Below are 23,932 nucleotides of genomic sequence, written 5' to 3'. Positions count from 1 at the left end.
ATGTATAGTGCGAGCGATCCGCGATCCACCCTGGCGGGTGACAAGCCCAAGTCCGAGCCAGGCTGGGTGCATACCTCCTTTTTCGGCTCGCAGCTGGCGCTGTTTTACGGCACCGCGCCGCAGATCAGTGACGCCAGCGGCGAGACCTGGATCAGCCGCGGGCAGAACGTCGTCATCGCCTACAGCAAGGCCTTGGCGGGAGGCGTATTCGAACGCGTCGCGCAGGCCGACGAGTATGCAGTCATTATCCCCGATGCGGCAACCCAGGTGGAAGTCACCACCGCGGCGGGCGCCGAGGTCGTGCCCGGATATTCGGTGGTATTCGTGCCGCCGGGCAACAGCACCATCCGCATGCTGACTGCGGGTGCGATCGTGCGGCTGCTGACACCGAAATCGGCGGACATGGCCGATGCCGCGTCGAACGCGGCGGCGTTTGAAGAGCCCCATCCCAATGTGCCGCCATTCCAGCCGTGGCCGGAACCGCCAGGCGGATTGAAGCTGCGGTGGTACACGCTCGACGTGCCCGACGATCCGTCGCGCTTTGGCCGCATCTATCGCTGCACCACCTTCATGGTGAACTTCCTCGCCCCACGCGTCGGCCCGCGGGCGCGCAACAACGTTTCGCCGCATCACCACGATACCTTCGAACAGTGCTCCCTGGCCCTCACCGGCGCTTTCACCCACCACTTGCGCTGGCCGTGGACCACCAACATGAGTGTGTGGCGCGAGGACGAGCACCTTTATTGCGAGTCGCCCTCGGTCTGCGTGATCCCACCACCCGCGATCCATACCACGACTGCCGAAGGGCCGGGCATGAACCAGCTGGTCGACATCTTCGCCCCGCCGCGTATGGACTTTTCAGCCAAGCCGGGCTGGGTGCTGAACGCCGACGACTATCCGATGCCCAACGCATAGCCGACACCGTGCGTTGAGGACAAAAAGGCCGGGGTGGTGGGCACCCCGGCCTTTCTATTGCTTACGTTTGCGATCGATCAGGGCGTCAGGCCGACCAGGCGACATGGGTTGGTGGTCACCATGGTGCGGACATCGGCCTCGCTGTAACCCAGCGCCAGGCAGAGCTTGATCGCCTGGCGCATGCCTTCGACAGGGGTGGGATTGTCCACCTGGCCCAGGTCGGAGCCGATCGAGGAATTGGCCACGCCCGCCGCATCGATATGATCCTTGAGCTCCTGGGGCGAATAGACGTTGAAGCGCGAGTCGACATACATGGCGGCGGATTGTTCAACGATGACGCCGAGTTTGGCGAAGTCGCTCACGTCTTCCGGAGTGAAATGGAGGCCGTACATCGGATGATTGATCAGCAGCCGCTTTACGCCGCGGCTACGCGCCTCGTCGAACAGCTTCCAGATTTCCCAGACATGCAGGTGCCCGGACGAGAGGATAACGTCGAACTCGGCGATCTGGTCGAGGATCTGCTTGACGACGTCGAGGACGTTGCCGAGTTCGTCGAGCACGGTCAAAGCCGGCGAATTCACCAGTTGCACGTTGGAGACCAGTCGCGCCTTGCGATGCGCGCTGCGGATGTGGTTGGCAGACTGCGCGGTAGGCATCCAGATCAGCTTGGCGCCCATCTTGAGCTGGGCATCGACCACGTAGGGGTTAAGCCCGCCGGTGGAATTGTTCAGCACGAGGCCACTGAACATGGAGAAATCGGGCTTTTCAATCAGCCGCTCCATCAGCGGGATGAACGGCGCAGCGGAATAGTGATGGTCCTTGAACAGCACGGCGCGCATGCCGGCCGCGATGGCCTCTTCGGCGGCCTGCATATGGTCGAGCTGCCGGGGCATGGTGGAGGGTCCCGAATGCACATGCAGATCGAGTGCGCCATGCAGCAGACCGGCTGCAACGCCCTCATCCACGCCGGCCATAAGCTGCCGCGCCTCTTCCCGATTTTGCTGACTGGTGCCCATGAAACTCTCCCGCTGATACCCAGCCGGCATAGAGGTTGACGCCGGCGCCGCTCAACCTATAGTCCCCCCTGTTTCGTAGCGCGGAACGCGCATCGCGGGAGGACGGAGCCAGTGGGCATCAGATCGATCGAACGCTGTCTCAACGTGTTGTTGGAGCTCAACCAGCAGCCCATCAACACCATTGCGCAGCTGCATGCCCGCACCGGACTGCCCAAGCCGACGCTCGTGCGCATCCTCAAGACTCTTGAGGAAGCGGGCTATGTCGAGAACGACACGCGCCAGGGTGGCTACCAGGTCAGCGCGATGGTGACCTCGCTGAGCTCCGGCTACCACAAGAGCCCGCTGGTGGTGGAAGCCGGCCGGGCCTGGGCACTGGCCATAACGCGCAAGTACAAATGGCCCGTGGCCATCGCCCTGCCCGACTATACCAGCATGATCGTGCGCTTCAGTACCGTGCCCGACAGCCCGGTGTCGCCGTTTCACAGCACGGTCAACCGGCGCCTGCAGATGCTGACGCGCGGGATGGGGCTGGCTTATGTCGCCTTTGTCGAAAGCGAGGAATTCGCGCTGATCCTCGATGCCCTGACCAAGTCGGACGACCCCGAGGATGGGCTGAGCCACCATCCCGATGAGCTGAACCACCTGCTGACGCGGGTGCGCAAGGCGGGTTACGCGACGCGGGCATCGTTTGTCGAACCGCGCAACTCCAATACCATCGCGGTGCCGATCATCAGCCAGGAGGGCCGCGTGCTGGCGAGCCTGGGCCTCACCTATTTCAAGTCGGCCTTTGCTACGGAACAGGAGGCGTGCGAGCGCTTCGTGCCGATTTTGCGGTCGGCGGCCGTTGCCATTTCGGATGACCTTGGCCGCCTGTCCAAGAACATGTCGGTGGATGTATCGGAGTTCGGCGCGATCTAGGGCCGCTCGCCGGCCCGGGCTTCATCCATCGCCAGCACGACCTTGCCGAGCTGTTCGTTGGCGTCCAGCAGAGCGTGGGCTTCCCTGACCTCGGTCAGCGGGAACACGGCGTGGATGCGGGTGATCATCCTGCCCGATTCAAGCAGGGGCCACACAGCCTCTACCAACGCCGTTGCTAAGCTGCCTTTGTAATCCGTGCTGCGCGGCCGCAAGGTCGATCCGGTCAGCGTCAGGCGGCGGCGGACGAGGTCGCGGATATTGACCTCGGCCATCTTGCCCTGGTGGCTGGCGATGAAGACCAGGCGTCCATCATACGCCATGAGATCGAGCTGCTGCTGCACATACGGCCCGGCCTGCGCATCGAGGACGACGTCGAGGCAGTGCTCGCCGGCGTGCTCGCGGATGGCGCCGGCCCAATCCTCGCGATGATCGAAGACCGCGTCGGCCCCCAGTTCGGTGCAGGCTGCGCGTTTTTGGGCGCCGCTCGCCGTGGCGAAGACGCGGGCATTGCGCAGCAGCTTGGCCATCTGGATACCGGCCATACCGACACCGCTGGAGCCGCCCTGGATCAGCAGTGTTTCACCCTCGCCCAGCCGACCCAGCCAGATGATGTTGTTCCAGGCTGTGAACAGCGCCTCGGGCAGCGACGCGGCCTCGACGAAGCTGAAGCCAGCGGGGACCGGCATACATTGCGCAGCCGGCACCACAAGGTAATCGGCATAGGCGCCGCCATTGGCCAGAGCACAGACTGCGTCGCCGATCTTGAGCCTATCGACGCCCTCGCCTACCGCCGCAACCCGCCCTGCCGCATCAAGCCCAGGAATGTCGGTGACGCCAGGCGGTGGCGGATAAAGCCCGCGCCGCTGCTGGATGTCGGGGCGGTTGACGCTGGCGGCGAGCACTTCGAGCAGCACCTCGCCGGGACCCGGCGCGGGCGTCTCCCGGCTGACGATGTCCAGCACCTCAGGCCCGCCGGGCTCGGTAATTTCAACGACGCGCATACGCTCATCCTCTTTTCAATGAGGCCTGTCCGGTAGCAGCTTGTGGCGGCGCTACAAATCGGCTCTCACTTGATTTCGGTGCGTGGAACGCTGTTCCTGCTCCAGCAGCGCGTTCCGTCAGGCGGAACTTGTGGCCAAGCGGCATTGTTCTGCCGGCCGATGGCCGCAAGGGTCAAACGTGGCGTCGACTGCCATTTTACCAGAAGTTGCCTTGCTTCCAAACCGGACCACCGCTTCATGACGATACATTCCGACCTGCTTGCCGCACTGATCTTTCTTGGTTTCGGCATTGTCGCCATCGTCATCGGATGGGGCTATGGCTTTGGATCGCCGGCGGCGCTCGGTTCGGGGGCGATGCCGATGCTGGTCGGGGCGGGTCTCTGCGCCATGGGGGTGGTGCAATTGGTGCAGAATGCGGCGGCGCGGCGGGCCGGGCAGCAATTCGTCTCGGCCTTCCCGCGGCGCGAACTGCGCCCGCTGCTGCTGATCCTGGCCGCCGTTCTCGCCTTTGGCCTCCTGATTGACCGCCTGGGCCTTCTGCCTGCCCTCGCTGCACTGGTCGGCATCAGCTGGTTTGCCGATAGTGGGGGGCGAAAACGCGAAATGCTGGCCGTCATGGTCTGCGTCGGGGTTCTCCTCGTGGCCATCTTCTATTTCGGACTGGGCATTCCGTTCCGCCTCGTCAGCTGGAGGTTCTGAGCCATGGATCTGGTTTCCTCGCTCGTCATGGGCCTGCAGGTGGCAGTTACGCCGATCAACCTGCTCTATTGCCTGCTGGGCGTGACGCTCGGCACCGCCATCGGCGTGCTGCCCGGCGTCGGTCCCATCATCACCATCTCCCTGCTGTTGCCGCTGACCTTCGGGCTGACACCCGAGGCCTCCATCATCATGCTGGCCGGCATTTTCTATGGCGCGGCCTATGGTGGCTCGACCACGTCCATCCTGGTCAACCTGCCCGGCGAAGCGGCATCGGCCGTGACCTGCATCGACGGCCACCAGATGGCGCGGCAGGGGCGCGCCGGCTCGGCGCTGGCGGTTGCAGCGCTGGGCTCCTTCTTTGCCGGCACGGTGGGCACGCTGATCATCGCCCTCGCGGGTCCGCCGCTGGCGGGCATCGCCATGCGGTTCGGCGCCGCCGAATACGCGGCCCTGGTCTTTGTCGCCTTGCTCAGCACGGCGGCGATGACGCGAGGTGGCGTGGTCAAGGGCATTGGCGTGGCCTTGCTCGGCATGGTGTTCGGCACGGCTGGGTCCGATGTCTCGACCGGCCTGTTCCGCTTCACCTTCGGCATTCCCGAACTGCGCGATGGCGTGGAATTCGCGGTGCTGGCCGTGGGGCTGTTTGCCGTGGCCGAAATCATCGGCAATATCGGTGAGCCGCAGGGCGATGCCGTATCGTCGCGCAATATCGGCCGGCTGTGGCCATCGCGCGAGGACTTCCAGCGATCCTGGCCCGCAGTATTGCGCGGTACCGGGCTGGGCTCTCTGCTCGGTGTGCTGCCGGGCGCCGGTCTCGCGATGAGTTCCTTCACCGCCTACATGATGGAAAAGACGGTATCCAAGGACCCGTCGCGGTTTGGACAGGGGGCGGTTGAAGGTGTGGCAGCACCAGAATCGGCGAACAATGCGGCATCGCAAACCGCGTTCATCCCGACGCTGCTGCTGGGCGTTCCGGGCAGCCCCACGATGGCGCTGATGCTGGGTGCCTTCATGATCCATGGTGTCCAGCCCGGGCCGCGCATGATGGGTGATCACCCGCAGCTATTTTGGGGCCTCATCGTCTCGATGTGGGTCGGCAACCTGTTGCTGGTGGTCCTCAACCTGCCGCTGATCGGTCTGTGGGTGCGGCTGCTGCGTGTGCCCTACCACTGGCTCTATGTGTTCGTGCTGGCCTTTGCCTGTGTCGGCGTGTTCACGCTCAGCTCGTCGCAATTCGACATCTATTCGCTCGTGTTCTTCGGTGCGCTTGGCTATCTGCTCAAGGCAGCGGGCTGCAATCCGGCCCTGTTCATCCTCGGCTTCATCCTCGGGCCGATGTTCGAGGAGAACTTCCGCCGTGCCATGACGCTGTCGCGCGGCGATCCGATGATCTTCCTTGAGCGCCCGATCAGCCTGGCGCTGGTGCTGATTGGCGTCGCCGTGCTGCTGGCTACGACGACCTCCTTTGTGCGGCGTGGCCGCGCCGAGGCGACGGACTGAGGCGCCCCCGTCGCAGCAGCCGTCGGCACGACAAGAAACCTACGCCGGGCGTCCCCGCGTAGGTTTTCATTATCGGGCAGCGGCAGGCTAGTTGCGCAGCGGCGCCAGGATAGAGTCGATATCGCCTGCACCATCAAGGCCCAGCAGGCCCCCGATCAGCCGATCGGCGACATCGGCAGGGAGGACGCCGTCGACATTGCCGCGGAACTTGTCGAGATAGACCGCTTCGCTGGCCGGGTTGCGGCTGGTGCCCAGCATGTCTTCGACGGTGTGACTGATCACCCGTCCGTCGGCCAGACCGATGGTCACGACGCCGCGCGAGCGGCTGGTGTCGGCGTCGGCGAGAGGGTCGGCGATGTGGACGACCTTGTCGGCCAGCGCATTGATCACCGGGTCGGTGAGGCTGGACTGGCTATAGGAGGATTTGTCGAAGCGCCCCAGCGCCAGGGCTTCGGCGACAGTATGCTGCAGGCTGATGCGGCCATGCCACGAGCTGCGCGGTCGGCGCTTTTCTTCCACCGGTTCGCACACCGTGCGGAAGGAGCGCTGCATGATTTCGCAGCGGATTTCGACGATGTCCTCAAGCCCGAACGTGTGGTTGGCACGCAGCTCGAGGGCGGCCGCGATGAAGGGCATCAGCGTATAGGCGCAGGGATAAAGCTTGGGCGCGATGTTGAGCACTTCCCAGCGCGTGCCCAGCTGATCCGTGAGGGCGCCGAAGCGGAAATCCACGTCGGACTGGATGTAACTGCGGTACCAGCCGAACTTGCCCTCGAACACTTCCGCGGGCCCGGAAATTCCCTGTGCGGCCAGCGCCGTGGCGCGAATGCCGGCTGCAGCCGCGAAGCCGACATGGAGAATCTTGGTGTCGGCGCCGTCCTGGAAGGCGCTGATGGAACCGGCCGATAGACTGGCGGCGGTGCCGACCGCATCGGCCATGACCTTGGACGACAGTCCGCGCAGCCGTGCCGCCGTATAGGCGGCGGCGAAGACGCCATAGACGGCGGTGGGATGAAAGCCCAATTCGTGCATGCGCACCGGCGACACCTGACCCAGACGGCAGAAGATTTCCGAGCCGATCAGGACGGCTTCAAGAAATTGTCGCCCCCTGGTCGGAGCCTGCTGCGCCTGCGCCAAGGCGGCCGCCAGCACGACGCCGGTGGTGTGGATATTGGAGGCGATATGGGTATCGTCGAATTCGAGGAGCGAGGCGGCCACGCCGTTGAGGAAGGCGGCGCCGGCAATGGAGGTCTCGCCGCGATCCCAAAGGGCATGGACGCCAGTGCCGCCGTCGGTCTCCCGCTGCGCGCGCGCTGCGGCTTGGACGCTGCGCAGGCCGCTCGATGCAAGCATGACGCCGACATGGTCGAGAATACGCAGCTTGGTGTTGTGGATGACCTCGGCCGGGGCATCGTCAAGCGAGAAGCCGACGGCCCAGTCGGCAAGTTTGGAACTCAGATATGGCATCGGCAACCCCCGGTCGGGATTGGCCCCGGGGGCCGTTGATAGATGCCGATGGCGGAGCCGCCATCGGCTTGAGAATGGCTACTGCGCCAGGTCCAGCATTTCGCCCAGTTCGCCGACATAGGTGTATTCGTCAGCCAGATGCGCGGCTAGGTCGGCATTTCGAACTGCGAAACAGCGCTGCACGGATCACGATGAAAACGGCCGCCGGCGCAATGCTATGCGCCGGCGACGGCTGGTGTCAGTCAGATTACTGCGAGAGGCCGAGGCCGGTCAGCAATTCCTCGAAGCGGTCGTAGTCGGCGCGCAGGGCGGCATCGAGCTCGGCGCTGGCCATGAAGCGCGGCGTGACGTTGGCCTTGCCCAGCTTGTCGGCGAAGGCCGGATCGGCGATGGCTTCCTCAAGCGCCGTTTCCACCATGGCGACGACCTCTTCGGGCATGCCGCCGGGGCCCATCACCATCTGCCAGCCCGTGCCGCTGATGCTGTCATAGCCGATCGAGGCCAGGGCCGGCACGTCGGGAAATTCCGCCATCGGCTCGTCGCCGGGAACCGCGAGCGCCATCACTGCGTCCTGGCGTGCCTGCGGCACGGCGGCGGCGTCCATCATGAACTGGATGTCGCCCGAGAGCACGGCCTGCACGACTTCGGCAGCGCCCTTATAGGGAATGTGCGTCGCCTCGATGCCCATGACGTTGAGCATGTCCACCGTCGAGACGTGCCCGGTGGAGCCGACGCCGACCGAGCCGTAGTTCATCTCGCCGGGATGTTCCTTGCCATAGGCGACGAACTCTTGGATCGTCGTCACCGGCAGCGACTTGGACGAAACCAGCAGGCGCTTGGCTTCGCTGACATTGGCGATGGCGGTGAAGTCCTGGAAGGGCTCGAAGCCGACGTCGGCCAGATGCGGCGCGGTGGTGAAGATGGCATTGCCGGCCAGCAGGAGCGTCGAGCCGTCGGCGGGGGAGCGCGCGACCTGCTCGGCGCCGATGGCACCGCTGGCACCGCCGACATTTTCCACGACAAAGTTGACGCCGAGCCGGCGGCCGAGTTCATCGGCCACGAGACGCCCGACCGTGTCGCCGGCGCCGCCTGCCGCATAGGGCACGACCATGGTCACGGTGTCGACAGGATAGGCGCTCTGCGCCAGGGCCGGCGCCCCAACCGAAAGCGTCAGCATCCCGGCCAGAATTGCAGCTTTTTGTTGTTTCATAGTGTTCCTCTCCCTGTTGTCCAGCACACGTGACAGTTCTTGGCGGGCGTTCGCCAGCCTTGGCCGCTGCTCATTTCGCCAAACGAAACGACGTCACGCCCGGTGTGTAATGCATCAGACAGAGCAAGATTCAAAAAATGTGGCAGCACGGCCCCATTCCAGAGGTTCCACCCATGTCGTGGTCTTGGCCATGCCGGGTGTGGCGACATCCAGGCGGCGCTGGGCGCACAGACTTCGACGCGAGCGGACACGGGCATTCATCGGCAACTGGGTTGCCATGATTGCCGATCTGGCCCGGCCGCTTTGTTACCGTTGCATCCACGCCACAAATCTCGCTCACAACATTGCGAGTGATTGCTCCCGTTAAGGTTTGCAGAGTATTGATTTTTCGCGCGGAATGGCCCGCTGAGTCCGTGCGGGGCGAGGTGGAGCGGCCGTTAGGCGCTGTTGCCGTGCATGGAGCTTCGATGAACAAGATCCTGGTCTGCCTGATCGCCGCTCTGGTCGGTGCTGGTGGTGTTTTGCCCGTTTCCGGCCAGGAACTGGCCGGCTTGGCCGCCAGCCCGGTGATCATTGCGCCACCCCAGACGGCCCTGGGCCGGACCATAAAGGCCGGGCTTTCCACCGCCTATTATGGTTCCGCCAAGGATGGCGCCGCCTATTCCGAGGCGCAAAAGCTCTATTTCTTCTATGGCAGCCGCCATTTTGAGCCAATCTGGCTCGACGCCGCCCCCAATGGCGACGTGACGTTCTCCGAACCGGCCCGGAAAATCCTCAAGCTCTTTGAAGCCGCCGAGAGCGAGGGCCTGCGTCCCCAGGACTATCTGACACCCGACCTCAACCCCGTCGGAGCCAAGGGCGATCCGCTCAGGCTCGCCGCGCTCGAGACGGCCTTCTCCGCCGCTGCCCTGCGCTATGCCACTCATATCTATTCCGGCCGCATCCTGCCGCAGTCGGTCAGCGCTGCGCTCGACATCGCGCCCAAGAAACTCGACGAGGCCTCACTGCTGGTGCAACTGGCCACCAGTCCAGATCCGGTTTCCATCCTGAGCGCGCTTGAGCCGGACCATCCCGAATTCCTCGCCCTCAAGGCCGCTTTGGCGACTTTCGAGGAGACCGATCTCGATCGCCCGACACCCGTCGCTGAAGGCCCAACCCTGAAACCCGGCATGAGCGATCCGCGCGTGCCGGCGCTGCGGGCCCGTCTTGCCCTGCCGCCGGTCGACGGCCTCGTCTATGACGATGCGCTGGTCGAAGCCATGAAGGCCTTCCAGGGCAGCCTCGATCTCGAAGTCGATGGCGTCATGGGTCCGGCGACGCTGGCCGCGCTCAATGGCGGCGTGCCGGTGACCCGGGCCGACATTCTCGCCAATATGGAACGCTGGCGCTGGATGCCGCGCGATCTGGGCGCCTTCAACGTGTTGGTGAACGTTCCCGAATTCCGTCTCGCCATCAATCGCGACGGTCAGGAGGCCTATACCACCCGCGTCGTCGTCGGCACGCCCAGGAACCAGACGCCGATCTTCTCGGACAATATCCGCCACATCGTGGTGAACCCCTATTGGAACGTACCCAGCTCGATCCTCCGTGGCGAGGTGGCGCCCGCCGTGCTGAACAATCCGGGCTATATCGACAACCAGAACATGGACCTGCTCTACAACGGCAGCGCCGTCAGCCCCTGGCAGGTGGATTGGACCCAGGTCAGCACCACCAATTTCCCCTTCCGGGTGCGCCAGCGCCCGGGCCCCGGCAATGCCCTGGGCCAGATCAAGTTCCTCTTCCCCAACAAGCATGACGTCTATCTGCACGATACGCCGTCCAAGTCGCTGTTCGCCCGCTCGTTCCGCGCCTTCAGCCATGGCTGTGTCCGCGTGCAGAACCCGATGGAGTTCGCCGATGCCCTGATGGCCAACGAGGCCAATATCAGCCGCGCCTCGCTCGAAGCCATGTTCGGCTCGTCCGAGCGCTGGGTGAATCCGGACAAGCAGATCCCGGTGCACATCGCCTATTTCACCCTGCGCGTGGATGCCGATGGATCGCTCAAATCCTTCGGCGACGTCTATGGCCACAATGCCAAGCTGATCGCAGCCATGGGCCTCGATAAGCCCGCCTTTGCCCCCGAGATCATCGCCGAGGCAACGCCGGTGGCTGAGCTCTCCCCCTGATCTTCTTCACTCTCCCCGCAGGGGAGCGTGAGCATTGCCCGGCCCTTCCGGTTAACCTCCGCTTTACAATTTCGCCTTGGTTGCGCCCGGTTTTGCCCTTATTGAATTGTGGGTGAGGGTCCGGGATTGGCTGTCTGCAATCTCGTTAGCGTTAATCAAATCGATGATTTTTTACGCTAACGTGCGACGACAACTGGAAATAACCGGGCAGAGTTTGGCGTGGCGGGGACTTCTTTTTTGCAAAGGCACCATATCGCGCGGCTAGTGTTTGCCGCCCTTATGAGCATCACCGTCATCCTTCCCCAGGCCGTTCTGCCTGCGGCGGCCGCGTCCGAGCGCGCCCTCTATCTCTATTACACCCACACCAAGGAGACGGCCCGCATCGTCTTCAAGCGCAACGGGCAATATGTCCAATCGGGGCTCAGCGAGCTCAACCGGTTCCTGCGCGACTGGCGCCGCAACGAGCCCACCAAGATGGACCCGCGCCTGTTCGATCTGGTCTGGGAAGTCTATCAGGAGGTCGGCGGCAGCCAGCCGGTGAACATCGTCTCGGCCTATCGCTCGCCTGCTACCAACGCCATGCTGGCCAATAAGTCCTCCGGCGTTGCCGACAATTCCCAGCATATGCGCGGCACCGCCATGGATTTCTTCATCCCAGGCGTGTCGCTGGCCAAGCTGCGCGCTGCCGCCATGCGCAAGCAGGTGGGCGGCGTCGGCTACTACCCCACTTCAGGCAGCCCCTTTGTGCACCTCGACACTGGCTCGGTCCGCGCCTGGCCGCGCATGACCCGTGCCCAGCTCAAGGACATCTTCCCCGACGGCCGGACTATGCACGTGCCCACCGACGGCAAGCCGCTCTCCCAGGAGGGCTACCAGGTCGCCATGGCCGAGTGGAAGCGCTGCCACGCCTATCCGTGCAATGGCGGCAGCTCCTCGGGCACCCAGGTTGCCGAAGGCGGCAGCGGTCGCACGCTGATGGACCTGTTCTTTGGCGGCAATGATCAGCCCGCTGGCGTGAACGCCGCCGTCTCCGCTCCGGTTCAGGTCGCCGCCCTCGCGCCCCAATCCTCCACGCCACGGGCCGCACCAATTCCGGCGCCCCGTCCGGCAGCGCTCGGCGCCATCGTCCCGGTTGCAGCAGCGGCAGTGGAAACAACCGTGCCGCTCCCCTTCTCGACCACGGGCAGTGCTCCTCTCGACCCGACCGAACTGGCTGATGCCGCCTTGGCTCCCGTGCCGGCCGTCAAGTCCCATTCCCTCCAGGTGGCAACGGCCAGCGCGCTGCCATCCGGCGACGCGGTCACCGCACTTGCCGCACTGACGGCGCCCTTCCCGCAGCCGCGCCTCATCATGACCGAGCAGGACAAGCCCGATGTCATGACGGCCTATCTCGCGCCCATGCCGCAGGCACCCGAGGCCCAGCGCGCGCTCGAAATGATCATTGCGCGCGAGACCACGGCCGCTATTCCGCCGGCTCCGGTTGCACGCCTGCCCATTCTGCCGCCCTTGACCGCGGCCACCGGCCTGCGCACCGCCTCGCTTGGCGGCCAGCCGGTCGTTGGCACCCTCAGCAACCTCTTCAGCGGCACATTCGGCGCTGCCCGGCAGAACCAGCCGGTCGCTGCGGCACTGGCCGCGCACATCGCCAAGCGTCCCGTGGCGGGCGCCATGCGCAGCCCCGACATGATCGCCCCCGATCTCGAACACATTGCCGAGGTCTTCATCGCGCCGGCACCCATCACTTCGGATCACTTCGCCATGATCTGGGATCATGACGAAGCCGACTTTGACCCCACCGCCGAAATGGGCCGCTACGTAACGGTCATGGGCGTGGGCGACTTCCCCACGGGCCTGCCCCACACGCGCTTTGTCGCTGCGAGGCCCTTGGCGTTGGCGTCGAACTGACGCTGCCCTAATTCAGGCAAGTTCCGGCCCTAGCAGTCCCCCGCCGCGGGGGCCGCTCTTGTTGCAAAGCCATCGCTCCAAGCCTAAAGAATTGGAACGAGGCGCTTCCAGGAAAAGTGCCCTGCGGTTTTCCGGTTTGGAAGCGCGATAATCAAGGATGGAGCGGGTCTCCCGCTCCGATGCCGTTTTGGCAAAGGACCTTCCGCTTGGCCGACAAGCCCTCCACGCCCCTGCTCGATACCGTCCAGTCGCCCGCTGATCTGCGCGCCATGCCGCGCGAAGACCTGCGCCAATTGGCCGACGAATTGCGCGCCGAGATGATCGATGCCGTCTCGGTCACCGGCGGCCATCTGGGCGCCGGGCTGGGCGTGGTCGAACTGACCGTGGCACTGCACGCCGTGTTCGACACCCCGCATGATCGCATCATCTGGGATGTCGGCCACCAGGCCTATCCCCACAAGATTCTGACCGGCCGCCGCGACCGCATCCGCACCCTGCGCCAGAAGGATGGCCTGTCCGGCTTCACCCGTCGCGCCGAGAGCCAATACGACCCCTTCGGCGCCGGCCATTCCTCCACCTCGATCTCGGCTGGTCTCGGCATGGCCGTGGCCAGCGATTTGATGGCGACGCCCCGCAATGTCATCGCGGTCATCGGCGATGGCGCCATGTCGGCCGGCATGGCCTATGAGGCGATGAACAATGCCGGCGCCATGGATGCGCGGCTGATCGTCGTGCTCAACGACAATGACATGTCGATCGCCCCGCCGACGGGCGCACTGCGCACCTATCTGGCGCGCCTCGTCTCTGGCCCCGTCTATCGCGGCACCCGCGAGGCGGCCAAGAATGTCGTCAGCAAGCTACCCAAGATCCTGCACGAGCCCGCCCGCAAGACCGAGGAATTCGCCCGTTCCTTCTTCACCGGCGGCACGCTGTTCGAGGAGCTCGGCTTCTACTATGTCGGCCCCATCGACGGGCACGATCTCGAAAGCCTTCTACCCATCTTCGAAAATGTCCGCGACGCGGCCGAGGGTCCCATCCTCGTCCATCTGGTGACCCAGAAGGGCAAGGGCTATGCCCCCGCCGAGCATTCCGCAGACAAGTATCACGGCGTTTCCAAGTTCAACGTCATCACCGGCGCCCAGGCCAAGGCGGCGTCCAATGCGCCGTCCTATACATCCGTCTTCGCCGAGAGCCTGATCCAGGAAGCCAATGACGATCCACGCATCGTCGCCATCACCGCCGCCATGCCTTCGGGCACCGGGCTCGACAAGTTCGCCGAAATTCACCCGACCCGCATCTTCGATGTCGGCATTGCCGAACAGCATGCGGTGACCTTCGCGGCGGGCCTCGCCAGCGAGGGCATGCGCCCCTTCTGCGCCATCTATTCCACCTTCCTGCAGCGCGCCTACGATCAGGTCGTGCATGACGTGGCCATCCAGCATCTGCCGGTGCGCTTCGCCATCGATCGCGCCGGCTATGTCGGCGCCGACGGTCCCACTCATGCCGGCAACTATGACGCCGCCTATCTCGGCGCCATTCCCGGCATCGTGCAGATGGCCGCCGCCGACGAGGCCGAGCTGCGCCATATGGTGGCGACGGCCGCTGCCTATGACGATGGCCCCATTGCCTTCCGCTATCCGCGCGGCGAGGGCCTGGGCGTCGACATGCCCGCCCGTGGGCAGAAACTCGCAATCGGCAAGGGCCGCATCGTCCGCCAGGGCGCCACCATCGCCATTCTCAGCTACGGCACGCGCCTGGGCGAGGTGCTCGCCGCTGCCGATCGGCTCGCCGCCCTCGGCCTCAATCCGACCGTCGCCGATGCGCGCTTCCTCAAGCCCCTCGACGAGGAACTGATCGCCAGGCTCGCTACCAGCCATGACGTGCTGCTGACCACCGAAGAAAGCTCCATCGGCGGCTTCGGCAGCCATGTCGCCACCTTCCTCGCGTCCAACGGCCTGCTCGATGGCAAGCTGCGCTTCCGCCCGCTGATGATCCCGGATCGCTTCGTCGAACATGCCAGCCAGGCCGACATGTATGCCGAGGCCGGCCTCGACCGTGCTGGCATCGTCGCCACCGCGCTCACCACCCTGGGCTATGACGAAGCCGCCATGGTCGCCGCGCTGGGCAAGAGCAGCTAGGCCCTTACACGTAGTTGGTCGGCAGGCCGGTCGAGAGCTTGACCGTTTCCATCGAGATATAGGCCGACATATCGAACAGTTCGACCCGTCCAACCAGCTGGCGGTAGATCACGTCGTAATGCTCCACATTGGGCAGTACGAGCTTCAGGATATAATCGAAATTGCCGGTCAGCCGGTGCACTTCCACGATCTCGGGAATGGTGCTCACCGCCGTGTGGAACTGCTCAAGCCAGCCGGCCTCGTGCCGGCCCGTCCGCACGATGACGAACACCGTCGTCGGCAGGCCCAGCTTCTGGCGGTCGAGCATCGCCACGCTGCGGCTGACGTAGCCCTCCTCGCGCAGCCGCGTGATGCGCCGCGAACAGGCCGACGCCGACAGCGACACCGCATCGGCGATCTCGCTCACCGCCATTTCTGCATTGGCCTGCAGCAGTTCGAGAATACGACGATCACGGTCATCCAGCATGACTTGATCGTGCACGATTCAGACCAATCATGCAATCCAGACGCTCCAGCGGCGCAATCTGCGCCGTGGCCATGCGCACGACCTTGCCTTGGCCGGCCACATTGCATCCCGCTTGCAGCAATCCTCAAGCATGCTGGCAGCAAAGAGGGAGCAAGCTGCATGAAAACCATCGGCCTGATTGGCGGCATGAGTTGGGAATCCACTGCGGTCTATTACCGCCTTATCAACGAGGCAGTCCGCCGACAGCGCGGGGGTCTGCACTCCGCCGAAATCGCTTTGCGCTCCCTCGACTTCACCCGCGTCGTCGACCTGCAAAAGGCCGGCCGCTGGGACGATGCCGGGACACTGCTCGGTGAAGCCGGTGCCGGCCTCGCCCGCTCCGGTGCCGCCTGCGTGCTGATCTGCACCAATACCATGCATCTGGTCGCCGCACCCGTCGCCGCCATGAGTGGCGTTCCGCTCATTGATATCATTGACGAAACCGCCCTCGCCTTGCGCGCCGATGGCCGCCGCCGCCCCTTGCTGCTGGCCACCCGCTACACCATGGAGCACGGCTTTTATGCCCAGCGCATGGCCCGCCACGGCATCGAAATGGTCGTCCCTGCCGCCCAGGATCGTGGCGCCGTGCACGACATCATCTTCGACGAACTCTGCCAGGGCCAGGTCCGCGACGCCTCCCGCGCCCGCTATCTCGGCATCATCGAGGCCGCGCGATCCCAAGGCATCGACTCGGTCATCCTGGGCTGCACCGAAATATCGCTCCTCATCGACCCGGCGACCCTCCCCCTACCCGGCTACGACTCTACCGCCATTCACGCCGACGCCGCGGTGCGCTTCGCCCTCGCCGATGTCATGGAGCAAGCAGCCTGATATGTGCCGCTTCCTGGCCTATACGGGAGAGCCGGTCTTCCTCGATACGCTGCTGATCCAACCGCCTTCATCGCTGGTCAGCCAGTCCTTTGCGGCCCGCGAGGCCAAGACCGTGGTCAATGGCGACGGTTGTGGCGTCGGCTGGTATGGCGCCCGGCCCGAACCCGGCTGCTATCGCGGCACCCTGCCCGCCTGGTCGGATGCCAATCTCGCCTCGCTCTGCCATCAGGTCAGCGCCCCGATGTTCCTGGCCCATGTGCGCTCGGCCACGTCGGGCGAGGTCTCGGTGGCCAATTGCCATCCCTTCGCCGCCGGCCGGCACCTCTTCATGCACAATGGTCAGATCGGCGGTTATGACCGTGTCCGCCGCTCCATTGAAGCGATGATCCCCGACGACCTCTATGCCCGCCGCCGCGGCAATGGCGATAGCGAAGCCATTTTCCTGGCCGCGCTCGGCCATGGCTTGGACACCGACCCGGTCGCCGCCCTCGCTCGCACCCTGGCCAGTTGCCTGCGCGTCATGCAGTCCAGCGGCATTGATCAGGCGCTACGTTTTACCGCGGTCCTGGCCGATGGCGAAACCCTGCGCGCCTTTCGCTGGGCCAGCGACGAGCGGCCGCCCTCGCTCTATTGGCGTCGCCTGCAGTCGGGCATCGCCATTGCCTCCGAACCTTTTGGTGACACCGGCGATACCTGGCAAACAATTCCGCCCGGCAGCGTGATGACGGCCGGGCGGGACAATATGGCATTCAGCGATTTCGTTGTGGGCTGACCGGCCTAGTCTTCCGGCGGCGCCGCAACCATGCCCAGGGCCGCCATGTAGAGCTCGAGGATAGCTTCCTGCTCCATGCGCTCATTGGCGTCCTGCTTGCGGATGGCCACGATCTTGCGCAGAATCTTGGTGTCGAAGCCATTGCCCTTGGCCTCGGCATAGATTTCCTTGATGTCGGCGGCGATCGCGGCCTTCTCTTCTTCCATCCGCTCGATGCGCTCGATGAACGCCCGCAACTGATCCTGGGCAACGCTGTCTTCGACGGCCATGGGCAGATTCCTTTCGTTTCGTGGCCTCGTTCAACCCCACAAGGACGCGCGGTTCAACCCCTTTGTGATCCAATCCACATGACCGCGAAGTCGCATACCCGCAATTCCGTCAAATCGCGCCATTAGCCATTGACCAACGCTTCCCCATGGGCTCAAAGAAGGCACGTTTCTCCGATGTTTGCTGGCACCAGATTGCACAACACCCGTCTCGGTATGACCCTGATCGGCGCGATGTTCGCTAGCCTCGCCTTTTTCGCTACGCCAGCGCATGCCGACCTGCGCATCTGCAACGAAACGACCAATCTGGTTTCCGTGGCCTTGGGCTATCGCGCCGAGCGCGGCTGGATGAGCGAAGGCTGGTGGCAGACCCCTCCCGGCGATTGCCGCGTACTCTATCAGGGCGACCTGGAACGGCGCTTCTATTACATCTTCGCGGTGGACGATATCGGCGGCGGTGCCTGGGACGGTTCGGTGTTCATGTGCACGCGTGACGAAACCTTCACAATATTCGGGGTTGAGGATTGCCTCGCGCGGGGCTATGAGCGCACCGGTTTCTTTGAAATCGATACCCAGAACCGTACCGACTGGACGCTGCAGCTGACCGAGAATACCGCCGGCCCCGCAATAGTGGGTCCGGAAGGCGGCGAAGACCTCGAAGACCCCGCATTCCTTGTCGATCCCGACGACGTCACCATAGACGCACCGCAGGACGACATAACGACGCAAGAAACGGACACTCAATGAGACGCATGAGACGCGCGAAGATCATCGCCACCCTCGGGCCTGCCAGCCATGAGGAAAAGATGATCGAGGAACTGGCAAAGGCCGGCGCGGACGTGTTCCGCATCAATATGAGCCATGCCAGCCACGAAGTGCTCCGGCAGACCGTGGAGCGCATCCGCAATGTTGAGAAGCGCCTCAACCATCCGCTCGGCATTCTGGTCGATCTGCAGGGTCCCAAGCTGCGCGTCTGGAAATTCGCCAGTGGCGCCGTCAATCTGGTCGCCGGGCAGAAATTCACGCTCGACAGCAACAATGACGACAACGGCAATGCCGAGCGCGTTTACCTGCCCCATCCCGAGATTATCGAAAGCGTGTCGGTCGGCGATCGCCTGCTGCTTGACGACGGCAAGATCGCGCTCAAGGCCACCAAGGTTGGCAACGGCGCCATCGAGACCGAGGTGATCTACGGCGGCAAGCTTTCCGACAAGAAGGGCGTCTCCCTCCCCGATACGCTGCTGCCCACCGGCGCGCTGACCGAAAAGGATCATGCCGATCTGCTCGCCGGTCTCGCTGCCGATGCCGACTGGATCGCCCTGAGCTTCGTGCAGCGCCCCGAAGACATCATCGACGTCCGCAAGATCGTGCAGGGCCGTGCCGGCGTCATGGCCAAGATCGAAAAGCCCCAAGCCATCGATCGCCTCGAGGAAATCATCAAGCTCTGCGACGCCATCATGGTGGCGCGCGGCGATCTTGGCGTCGAACTCCCCCTCGAGACCGTGCCCGGCCTGCAGAAGCGCATGATCCGCATGGCCCGCCGCTACGGCAAGCCGGTGGTCGTCGCCACCCAGATGCTCGAATCCATGATCACCGCCCCGGTGCCGACCCGCGCCGAAGTCTCGGACGTTTCGATCGCAGTCTTCGAAGGCGCCGACGCCATCATGCTTTCGGCTGAGTCCGCCTCCGGCCAGTACCCGGTCGAAGCCGTGGCGACCATGAACAAGGTTGCCGTGGCCGTCGAAGGCGACTCCAACTATCGCAGCATCATCCGCGCCGCCCAGACCGAGCCGGAGGCCACCGCCGCCGACGCCATCTCCGCCGCGACCCGTCAGGTCGCCGAGACCCTCGATCTGGCCGCCATCGTCACCTATACCGCCTCCGGCTCCACCGGCATCCGCGCCGCCCGCGAGCGGCCGAGCAAGCCCATCATCGTGCTCTCGCCCAATATGCGCACCATCCGCCGCATGTCGGTGGTCTGGGGCGTCCATTGCGTGCAGACCGAGGATGCGGTGAGCCTCGAAGACATGGTCGACCGCGCCTGCGTCATCGCCTACCAGGAGGGCTTCGCCCGCCCCGGTGACCGCATCGCCATCACCGCCGGCATTCCCCTGGGCACGCCCGGCGCCACCAACATGCTCCGTATCGCTTTCGTGAGGCAGGACGGCGCTGGGTCTAGCTAACTTCGAGCCGGCCGCAACGCGGCAAAATCGCTCCAGTGGAGCGATTTTAGGCGAGAAGGCCTTGAGAGCTACGCTCGAAAGGCAGAAAAAACGCAAAAGGCCCGGCATCGCTGCCGGGCCTTTTTTGTTTTCGCCTCGATCTCAGAAGTGGAGGTTCACGCCCACTTTGACGGCATGCACGATAGGCGACACGGTAGTGCTGCCCGTAGCGAGCGTGCCCGCCGGCGCCGTGCGGCTGCCGAGATTGACATAGCTATATTCGGCCTTGACCGACATCGTGTCGGACACTGCCACTTCCACGCCCGCGCCGGCCGTCCAGCCGATGAAGGTATCGCTGAACAGGTTCGTGATTCCGGGGAATGCCGGGGTGATGGTGCCGCGCCCGCCGGCAATGGCAAGGCCGCCGGTGGCGAAGACCAACACACTGTCCATGGCATATCCGACCCGACCGCGAACGGTGCCCAGCCATTCCATATTGGCATTGCAGTCAAAGGCTGGCACTGAAACGCACGTTGCGGTGCCGCTCATGCCCGACCACAATATGTCGCCCTCGACGCCCAGCACAAAGGCGTCATACTGCACGTTGCCGCCCAGCGTGACGCCAAGCAGGCCGCCATTGAGCGGCACATCCGTCGCCACACCGGTAGCGTCGCTGGTCGAGCGGGCCGTCCCGCTGCCATATCCACCCGCCAGACCGGCATAGAAGCCGCTCCAGTCGAAGGCGGCGTCGGTATGGGCGATCGGCTCATCGATAATGAGATCGGCAGCAGCCACGGGCGCTGCGAGGGCGGCAAACGCCGCGGTCATCAGGACAAATTTACTCAACTGAACCCCCAAAGTACTGATGGGGCATTAGTGCCTTGTTATCCTTAAGGCACAGTTACTTTGCTTCCATTAGTGTCTTGAGCACCAATAAGTCCGCCATAACCCATTCTGCTTCCGAGGCAAACTGTGCGTTCGAAACCTCCGGCTGCTGCACCGCGGTATGTGTCAGCACCGTGCCGTCCCCGGCGGGGATGAGCCGGGCATAACCCGCATGCGTTATCAGGTCATTCTGTGACAGCTTGTAGTCCAGCACGAAAAACGGGTTGGGCCGCGTGAAGTGCAACAGCACCCGCCCCTCGGGCCCCGCGAATGACCATACCAGCAGCCCGGCCGCCGGTTCGTGCCGGCCATCCCTGGCGAAGGTCCAGCGACCTAGATTGGCAGGATTAACGAGAAACTCGTAAACTTCGGCAATCGGCCGCGCAATATGGACGGTCAGCGTTTGCGCCTTGAGCACCAATGCACCTTTCATGTCAGCGGCCGCTAGTTGGCGCACACCAGGGCGCTAATCAAGCGCCTAGCCGAGGCATCTGGGGCCTCGGTTAACGCACCCATTCCCGTTAGGCGCAAACTGTTGTCGACGATGAAAGTAACTGGAAACCGGTTATTGCGACGGACGCGCACCGATAGCGAAAAAAACGAGGCCCGCTTGCGCGGGCCTCGTCATTCAGAACATCAGTGAGCGTTGGCTCAGCCCTGGCGGGCCTTGTAGCGCTTGTCCACCTTGTTGATGATGTAAACCCGGCCGCGACGGCGGACGAGCTTGTTCGCGCGGTGGCGAGTCATCAGCGCCTTCAGCGAGTTACGGACTTTCATCGGTCAATCCTTGAGTCAAACAAAAGAGGCGCCTAGGCGCCCGGAAACTTGGGGGCATACATAGGGAAAACGGCTTGGCCTGTCAACGCGCAACACCCAGGGAATTTACCCCCTCCACCGCGCTTTTCCGCAACGCCACTGCGGACCGCCAATTAACGCCCTGTATTGAAAGCCAAGCTATTGTCTGCGTTCGTGAACAGCATACACGGCGGGGTCCGATGGCCAACGAGGAAATCACCAAACACGGCGTCCTGGTCGCCGATCACTCCCCGCATATGGCTGCCTTGGTCTCGGTGATGCTGCGCAGCCTGGGCCGCAGGGACATCCGCGAGGCCTATGACGCCAGCAAGGCCATGACCGAACTCAGGCGCCGCGTTTTCGATGTGCTCATCATCGATGACAATCTGGACGGCATGGATGGCGTGGCCTTCACCAGGAAGCTGCGCGCCAGCGTCGACTGCCGCAACCGCTACATTCCCGTCGTCATGATCAGCGCCGCTCCCGATGCCAGGCGCATCGCCGAGGCCCGCGACGCCGGCATCACCGAATTCCTGCGCAAGCCCTTCGCCGCCAACCATTTGCAGGCTCGCCTGACAAGCATCGAAGCCCATCCACGCGGCTTCATCGAGGCGGTCGAATACAAGGGCCCTGATCGCCGGCGCAAGATCGTGGATGTGGGCGACAAAGAACGGCGCGACCCTGTCGAGATACCGAAGGCGAGTTGATCGGTCACTGCTGCTCAGCCGTTCTTCTGAACAAAAGGCCCGCCAAAGCGGGCCTTCCATTTTGCGGCGGGCCTAAACTCCCAGCACCGCCTCGACCGGCACCTCGATCTCCCGCCAGCGATGACACGCCACCAGCCGGTTGTCTTCGATCCGCTCCAGCGGCGGCCGCTTTTCCGCGCAATAAGGCTTGGCAAAGCGGCAGCGCGTGCGGAAGGTGCAGCCCGATGGTGGATTGATCGGCGAGGGAATCTCCCCCTTGAGCGCATCGATATTGCGCATGCGCGCCAGCTTGGGGTCGGGTATCGGCACCGCCGTCAGCAGCGCCCGCGTATAGGGATGCTTGGGGTCCTCATAGATCTCGTCGCCCGTCGCCAGCTCGACGATCCGCCCCAGATAGAGCACCAGGATACGGTCCGACACATGCCGCACCACGCTGAGATTGTGCGAAATGAAGATCAGCGTCAGCCCGAACTCCTCCTTGAGTTCGGCGAGCAGGTTCAGGATCTGCGCCTGGATCGACACGTCGAGCGCCGACACGGGTTCGTCGCAGACAATCAGCTTGGGCTCGGTGATCAGCGCCCGGGCAATGCCGATGCGCTGCGCCTGCCCGCCCGAGAATTCGTGCGGATAGCGGTTGATCATTTCCGGCAGCAGGCCGACCGCTTCCATCGTCTTGAGCACGCGCGCCCGGCGCTCGTCCTTGTTCAGCTCCGGCCGCAGCGCGCGCAACGGGTCGGCGATGATCTCACCCACCGTCATGCGCGGATTGAGCGAAGCCAGCGGGTCCTGGAAGATGATCTGCAAGTCCTGCCGGCGCATGCGCATCTCTTCGGCCGGCAATCGCGTCAGATCCTGCCCCAGCCACAACACCTGCCCCTCGTCGGGCGCCAGCAATTGCAGGATGCAGCGGCCCAGCGTGGATTTGCCGCAGCCGCTCTCGCCCACAATGCCGAGCGTCTCGCCCTTGCGGATGGTGAAATTGATATCCTCCAGTGCCGTCAGCGTTAGGCGGCGGCTGAACAGCCCCCCCGAGATCGAGAAGGTCTTCTTGAGGTCCTTGATTTCCAGCAGGTTGATCGGGGTCTGGTCCATCAGGCGACCTTTCCATAGGCCATCGGGCCTTCGTAGAAACAGGCTTTCTCGCGGCCATTGCCGGTATCGGTCAGCGGCGGCCGCTCGACCAGGCACCGATCGAACGCAAAGGCGCAGCGCGGATTGAACGAACAGCCCTTCGGCAGGTGTTCCAGGCTCGGCGGCAGGCCCTGGATCGGGTTGAGCCTGGCCTCGCGCTTGGCGATATGCGGCGTCGAATGCAGCAGCCCCAGCGTATAGGGATGGCGCGGATCGTAGAACAGGTCATCGACCGTCCCCTTCTCCACCGCCCGCCCGCCATACATCACCATCATGCGGTCGGCGACGCCGGCCACCACGCCCAGATCGTGGGTGATGAGCACGAGCGACGTGCCGAAGTCCTCGGTCAGCGTCTTGAACAGGTCGAGCATCTGCGCCTGCACCGTCACGTCGAGCGCCGTGGTCGGCTCGTCGGCGATCAGTATCTTGGGCTGGCACAACAGCGCCATGGCGATCATCACGCGCTGCCGCATGCCGCCCGACAGTTCGTGCGGATAGGCATTGGCGCGCTTGACCGGTTCGGGAATGCCCACCCGCTCCAGCATCTCTATGGCCGCCACCGTAGCCTTCTGCTGATCGTAGTCGCGATGCTTGACCAGCACTTCGGCCAGTTGCGTGCGCACCTTGAGCGTGGGGTTGAGGCTGGTCATCGGATCCTGGAAGATCATCGCGATATCCTTGCCGCGATGCGTATCCAGTTGCTTGGGCGCCATGCCGATGAGGTTGATGTCCCCCATCATGGCCCGCCCGCCGGCCCGGCCATTCTTGGCCAACAGGCCCATGATGGCCAGGAACGCCTGGCTCTTGCCCGAGCCCGATTCCCCCACCACCGCCAGCGTTTCGCCTTCCGAGAGGGTGAAGTTCATCTCACGCACCGCATGCACCTCGCTCTGGTGCAAATCGAACGTGACCGACATGTCTTCGACTTTGAGGACTTGCTTCAT

23 protein-coding genes are annotated in these 23,932 nt (G+C 64.1%); 12 read left to right on the top strand and 11 right to left on the bottom strand.

Annotation, left to right across the window (positions count from 1 at the left end):
• A complete protein-coding gene (locus V6M52_RS07720) occupies positions 1–915 on the top strand; it encodes a hypothetical protein (RefSeq protein ID WP_332700607.1) in 915 nt (304 codons plus the stop codon).
• Positions 916–992: 77 nt separating this feature from the next.
• Here the strand turns inward: V6M52_RS07720 and V6M52_RS07715 are convergent, their stop codons facing one another.
• Positions 993–1,931 (bottom strand): DUF6282 family protein, encoded by a 939-nt coding sequence (locus tag V6M52_RS07715; RefSeq protein ID WP_332700606.1) that lies wholly within the window; start codon positions 1,929–1,931, stop codon positions 993–995.
• A 111-nt stretch (positions 1,932–2,042) separates the two neighbouring features.
• On the opposite strand from V6M52_RS07715, the gene V6M52_RS07710 reads away from it, so the two are divergent.
• The gene (locus V6M52_RS07710) at positions 2,043–2,849 is read left to right on the top strand and encodes a helix-turn-helix domain-containing protein (RefSeq protein WP_332700605.1); all 807 of its coding nucleotides are present in this window, start codon (positions 2,043–2,045) and stop codon (positions 2,847–2,849) included.
• Here the strand turns inward: V6M52_RS07710 and V6M52_RS07705 are convergent.
• On the bottom strand, positions 2,846–3,850 hold the full coding sequence (locus tag V6M52_RS07705) for an NAD(P)H-quinone oxidoreductase (RefSeq protein ID WP_332700604.1): 1,005 nt from the start codon (positions 3,848–3,850) through the stop codon (positions 2,846–2,848). The two genes, V6M52_RS07710 and V6M52_RS07705, sit on opposite strands and share 4 nt — an antisense overlap.
• Positions 3,851–4,087: 237 nt before the next feature.
• Here V6M52_RS07705 and V6M52_RS07700 point away from each other — a divergent pair, with 237 nt between their 5' ends.
• Both V6M52_RS07700 and V6M52_RS07695 read left to right on the top strand, forming a co-directional pair.
• On the top strand, positions 4,088–4,549 hold the full coding sequence (locus V6M52_RS07700) for a tripartite tricarboxylate transporter TctB family protein (RefSeq protein WP_332688142.1): 462 nt from the start codon (positions 4,088–4,090) through the stop codon (positions 4,547–4,549).
• A gap of 3 nt (positions 4,550–4,552) precedes the next feature.
• Positions 4,553–6,049: a tripartite tricarboxylate transporter permease gene (locus V6M52_RS07695; RefSeq protein WP_332700603.1), complete on the top strand. Its 1,497-nt coding sequence runs from the start codon at positions 4,553–4,555 to the stop codon at positions 6,047–6,049.
• An 87-nt stretch (positions 6,050–6,136) separates the two neighbouring features.
• Here the strand turns inward: V6M52_RS07695 and V6M52_RS07690 are convergent, their stop codons facing one another.
• On the bottom strand, positions 6,137–7,516 hold the full coding sequence (locus V6M52_RS07690; RefSeq protein WP_332700602.1) for an MmgE/PrpD family protein: 1,380 nt from the start codon (positions 7,514–7,516) through the stop codon (positions 6,137–6,139).
• Between the two features lie 247 nt (positions 7,517–7,763).
• Entirely contained in the window at positions 7,764–8,726 is a 963-nt protein-coding gene (locus V6M52_RS07685; protein WP_332688139.1) for a Bug family tripartite tricarboxylate transporter substrate binding protein, read from the bottom strand.
• 467 nt (positions 8,727–9,193) lie between these two features.
• Here V6M52_RS07685 and V6M52_RS07680 point away from each other — a divergent pair, with 467 nt between their 5' ends.
• From V6M52_RS07680 to dxs, 3 genes are all read left to right on the top strand, one after another.
• Positions 9,194–10,891, top strand: coding sequence for a L,D-transpeptidase family protein (locus tag V6M52_RS07680; RefSeq protein WP_332700601.1), 1,698 nt, complete (start codon positions 9,194–9,196; stop codon positions 10,889–10,891).
• Between the two features lie 279 nt (positions 10,892–11,170).
• Positions 11,171–12,796: a DUF882 domain-containing protein gene (locus tag V6M52_RS07675; protein WP_332688137.1), complete on the top strand. Its 1,626-nt coding sequence runs from the start codon at positions 11,171–11,173 to the stop codon at positions 12,794–12,796.
• A 206-nt stretch (positions 12,797–13,002) separates the two neighbouring features.
• Positions 13,003–14,934 (top strand): 1-deoxy-D-xylulose-5-phosphate synthase, encoded by a 1,932-nt coding sequence (dxs, locus tag V6M52_RS07670; protein WP_332700600.1) that lies wholly within the window; start codon positions 13,003–13,005, stop codon positions 14,932–14,934.
• A 4-nt stretch (positions 14,935–14,938) separates the two neighbouring features.
• Here the strand turns inward: dxs and V6M52_RS07665 are convergent, their stop codons facing one another.
• A complete protein-coding gene (locus V6M52_RS07665; RefSeq protein WP_332700599.1) occupies positions 14,939–15,400 on the bottom strand; it encodes an Lrp/AsnC family transcriptional regulator in 462 nt (153 codons plus the stop codon).
• Between the two features lie 159 nt (positions 15,401–15,559).
• On the opposite strand from V6M52_RS07665, the gene V6M52_RS07660 reads away from it, so the two are divergent.
• Both V6M52_RS07660 and V6M52_RS07655 read left to right on the top strand, forming a co-directional pair.
• Positions 15,560–16,270, top strand: coding sequence for an aspartate/glutamate racemase family protein (locus V6M52_RS07660; RefSeq protein ID WP_332700598.1), 711 nt, complete (start codon positions 15,560–15,562; stop codon positions 16,268–16,270).
• A gap of 1 nt (position 16,271) precedes the next feature.
• On the top strand, positions 16,272–17,042 hold the full coding sequence (locus V6M52_RS07655) for a class II glutamine amidotransferase (protein WP_332688133.1): 771 nt from the start codon (positions 16,272–16,274) through the stop codon (positions 17,040–17,042).
• A 5-nt stretch (positions 17,043–17,047) separates the two neighbouring features.
• Here the strand turns inward: V6M52_RS07655 and V6M52_RS07650 are convergent, their stop codons facing one another.
• Positions 17,048–17,311, bottom strand: coding sequence for a DUF2312 domain-containing protein (locus V6M52_RS07650; RefSeq protein ID WP_295887473.1), 264 nt, complete (start codon positions 17,309–17,311; stop codon positions 17,048–17,050).
• A gap of 231 nt (positions 17,312–17,542) precedes the next feature.
• Here V6M52_RS07650 and V6M52_RS07645 point away from each other — a divergent pair, with 231 nt between their 5' ends.
• Together V6M52_RS07645 and pyk are read left to right on the top strand one after the other, a co-directional pair.
• Positions 17,543–18,055 carry a DUF1036 domain-containing protein gene (locus tag V6M52_RS07645; RefSeq protein ID WP_332700597.1) on the top strand — a complete coding sequence of 171 codons (513 nt, stop codon included), beginning with the start codon at positions 17,543–17,545 and terminating at the stop codon, positions 18,053–18,055.
• Positions 18,052–19,491, top strand: coding sequence for a pyruvate kinase (gene pyk / locus V6M52_RS07640; protein ID WP_332688131.1), 1,440 nt, complete (start codon positions 18,052–18,054; stop codon positions 19,489–19,491). Before V6M52_RS07645 ends, pyk begins: the two co-directional genes overlap by 4 nt.
• Before the next feature lie 141 nt (positions 19,492–19,632).
• On the opposite strand, the gene V6M52_RS07635 is transcribed toward pyk, so the two are convergent.
• The 3 genes from V6M52_RS07635 to ykgO form a co-directional block, all read right to left on the bottom strand.
• Positions 19,633–20,316 (bottom strand): outer membrane protein, encoded by a 684-nt coding sequence (locus V6M52_RS07635; protein WP_332700596.1) that lies wholly within the window; start codon positions 20,314–20,316, stop codon positions 19,633–19,635.
• A gap of 55 nt (positions 20,317–20,371) precedes the next feature.
• The gene (locus tag V6M52_RS07630; protein ID WP_332700595.1) at positions 20,372–20,776 is read right to left on the bottom strand and encodes an SRPBCC family protein; all 405 of its coding nucleotides are present in this window, start codon (positions 20,774–20,776) and stop codon (positions 20,372–20,374) included.
• Positions 20,777–21,006: 230 nt separating this feature from the next.
• Entirely contained in the window at positions 21,007–21,132 is a 126-nt protein-coding gene (ykgO, locus tag V6M52_RS07625) for a type B 50S ribosomal protein L36 (RefSeq protein WP_046136523.1), read from the bottom strand.
• A 218-nt stretch (positions 21,133–21,350) separates the two neighbouring features.
• Here ykgO and V6M52_RS07620 point away from each other — a divergent pair, with 218 nt between their 5' ends.
• A complete protein-coding gene (locus V6M52_RS07620; RefSeq protein ID WP_332700594.1) occupies positions 21,351–21,857 on the top strand; it encodes a response regulator in 507 nt (168 codons plus the stop codon).
• A 72-nt stretch (positions 21,858–21,929) separates the two neighbouring features.
• On the opposite strand, the gene V6M52_RS07615 is transcribed toward V6M52_RS07620, so the two are convergent.
• The gene (locus V6M52_RS07615; RefSeq protein ID WP_332688148.1) at positions 21,930–22,949 is read right to left on the bottom strand and encodes an ABC transporter ATP-binding protein; all 1,020 of its coding nucleotides are present in this window, start codon (positions 22,947–22,949) and stop codon (positions 21,930–21,932) included.
• Positions 22,949–23,932, bottom strand: a complete 984-nt coding sequence (locus V6M52_RS07610) for an ABC transporter ATP-binding protein (RefSeq protein WP_332700593.1) — start codon at positions 23,930–23,932, stop codon at positions 22,949–22,951. The genes V6M52_RS07615 and V6M52_RS07610 overlap by 1 nt, the downstream gene beginning before the upstream one ends.

Source organism: Devosia sp., from assembly GCF_036676215.1.
Taxonomy (GTDB): Bacteria; Pseudomonadota; Alphaproteobacteria; order Rhizobiales; family Devosiaceae; genus Devosia.
Note: the sequence above shows the minus strand (reverse complement) of the source record. Positions and strands in the feature narration are given on the sequence as shown.

Excerpts from the sequence above, each read along its gene's own strand:
- V6M52_RS07660 (WP_332700598.1), top strand. The coding sequence starts at position 15,560 with ATGAAAACCATCGGCCTGATTGGCGGCATGAGTTGGGAATCCACTGCG.
- pyk (WP_332688131.1), top strand. The coding sequence starts at position 18,052 with ATGAGACGCATGAGACGCGCGAAGATCATCGCCACCCTCGGGCCTGCC.
- V6M52_RS07705 (WP_332700604.1), bottom strand. The coding sequence starts at position 3,850 with ATGCGCGTCGTTGAAATTACCGAGCCCGGCGGGCCTGAGGTGCTGGAC.
- V6M52_RS07700 (WP_332688142.1), top strand. The coding sequence starts at position 4,088 with ATGACGATACATTCCGACCTGCTTGCCGCACTGATCTTTCTTGGTTTC.
- V6M52_RS07615 (WP_332688148.1), bottom strand. The coding sequence starts at position 22,949 with ATGGACCAGACCCCGATCAACCTGCTGGAAATCAAGGACCTCAAGAAG.
- V6M52_RS07715 (WP_332700606.1), bottom strand. The coding sequence starts at position 1,931 with ATGGGCACCAGTCAGCAAAATCGGGAAGAGGCGCGGCAGCTTATGGCC.
- V6M52_RS07675 (WP_332688137.1), top strand. The coding sequence starts at position 11,171 with ATGAGCATCACCGTCATCCTTCCCCAGGCCGTTCTGCCTGCGGCGGCC.
- V6M52_RS07665 (WP_332700599.1), bottom strand. The coding sequence starts at position 15,400 with ATGCTGGATGACCGTGATCGTCGTATTCTCGAACTGCTGCAGGCCAAT.
- V6M52_RS07610 (WP_332700593.1), bottom strand. The coding sequence starts at position 23,932 with ATGAAGCAAGTCCTCAAAGTCGAAGACATGTCGGTCACGTTCGATTTG.
- V6M52_RS07690 (WP_332700602.1), bottom strand. The coding sequence starts at position 7,516 with ATGCCATATCTGAGTTCCAAACTTGCCGACTGGGCCGTCGGCTTCTCG.
- V6M52_RS07720 (WP_332700607.1), top strand. The coding sequence starts at position 1 with ATGTATAGTGCGAGCGATCCGCGATCCACCCTGGCGGGTGACAAGCCC.
- V6M52_RS07685 (WP_332688139.1), bottom strand. The coding sequence starts at position 8,726 with ATGAAACAACAAAAAGCTGCAATTCTGGCCGGGATGCTGACGCTTTCG.
- V6M52_RS07680 (WP_332700601.1), top strand. The coding sequence starts at position 9,194 with ATGAACAAGATCCTGGTCTGCCTGATCGCCGCTCTGGTCGGTGCTGGT.
- ykgO (WP_046136523.1), bottom strand. The coding sequence starts at position 21,132 with ATGAAAGTCCGTAACTCGCTGAAGGCGCTGATGACTCGCCACCGCGCG.
- V6M52_RS07655 (WP_332688133.1), top strand. The coding sequence starts at position 16,272 with ATGTGCCGCTTCCTGGCCTATACGGGAGAGCCGGTCTTCCTCGATACG.
- V6M52_RS07695 (WP_332700603.1), top strand. The coding sequence starts at position 4,553 with ATGGATCTGGTTTCCTCGCTCGTCATGGGCCTGCAGGTGGCAGTTACG.
- V6M52_RS07620 (WP_332700594.1), top strand. The coding sequence starts at position 21,351 with ATGGCCAACGAGGAAATCACCAAACACGGCGTCCTGGTCGCCGATCAC.
- V6M52_RS07650 (WP_295887473.1), bottom strand. The coding sequence starts at position 17,311 with ATGGCCGTCGAAGACAGCGTTGCCCAGGATCAGTTGCGGGCGTTCATC.
- V6M52_RS07645 (WP_332700597.1), top strand. The coding sequence starts at position 17,543 with ATGTTCGCTAGCCTCGCCTTTTTCGCTACGCCAGCGCATGCCGACCTG.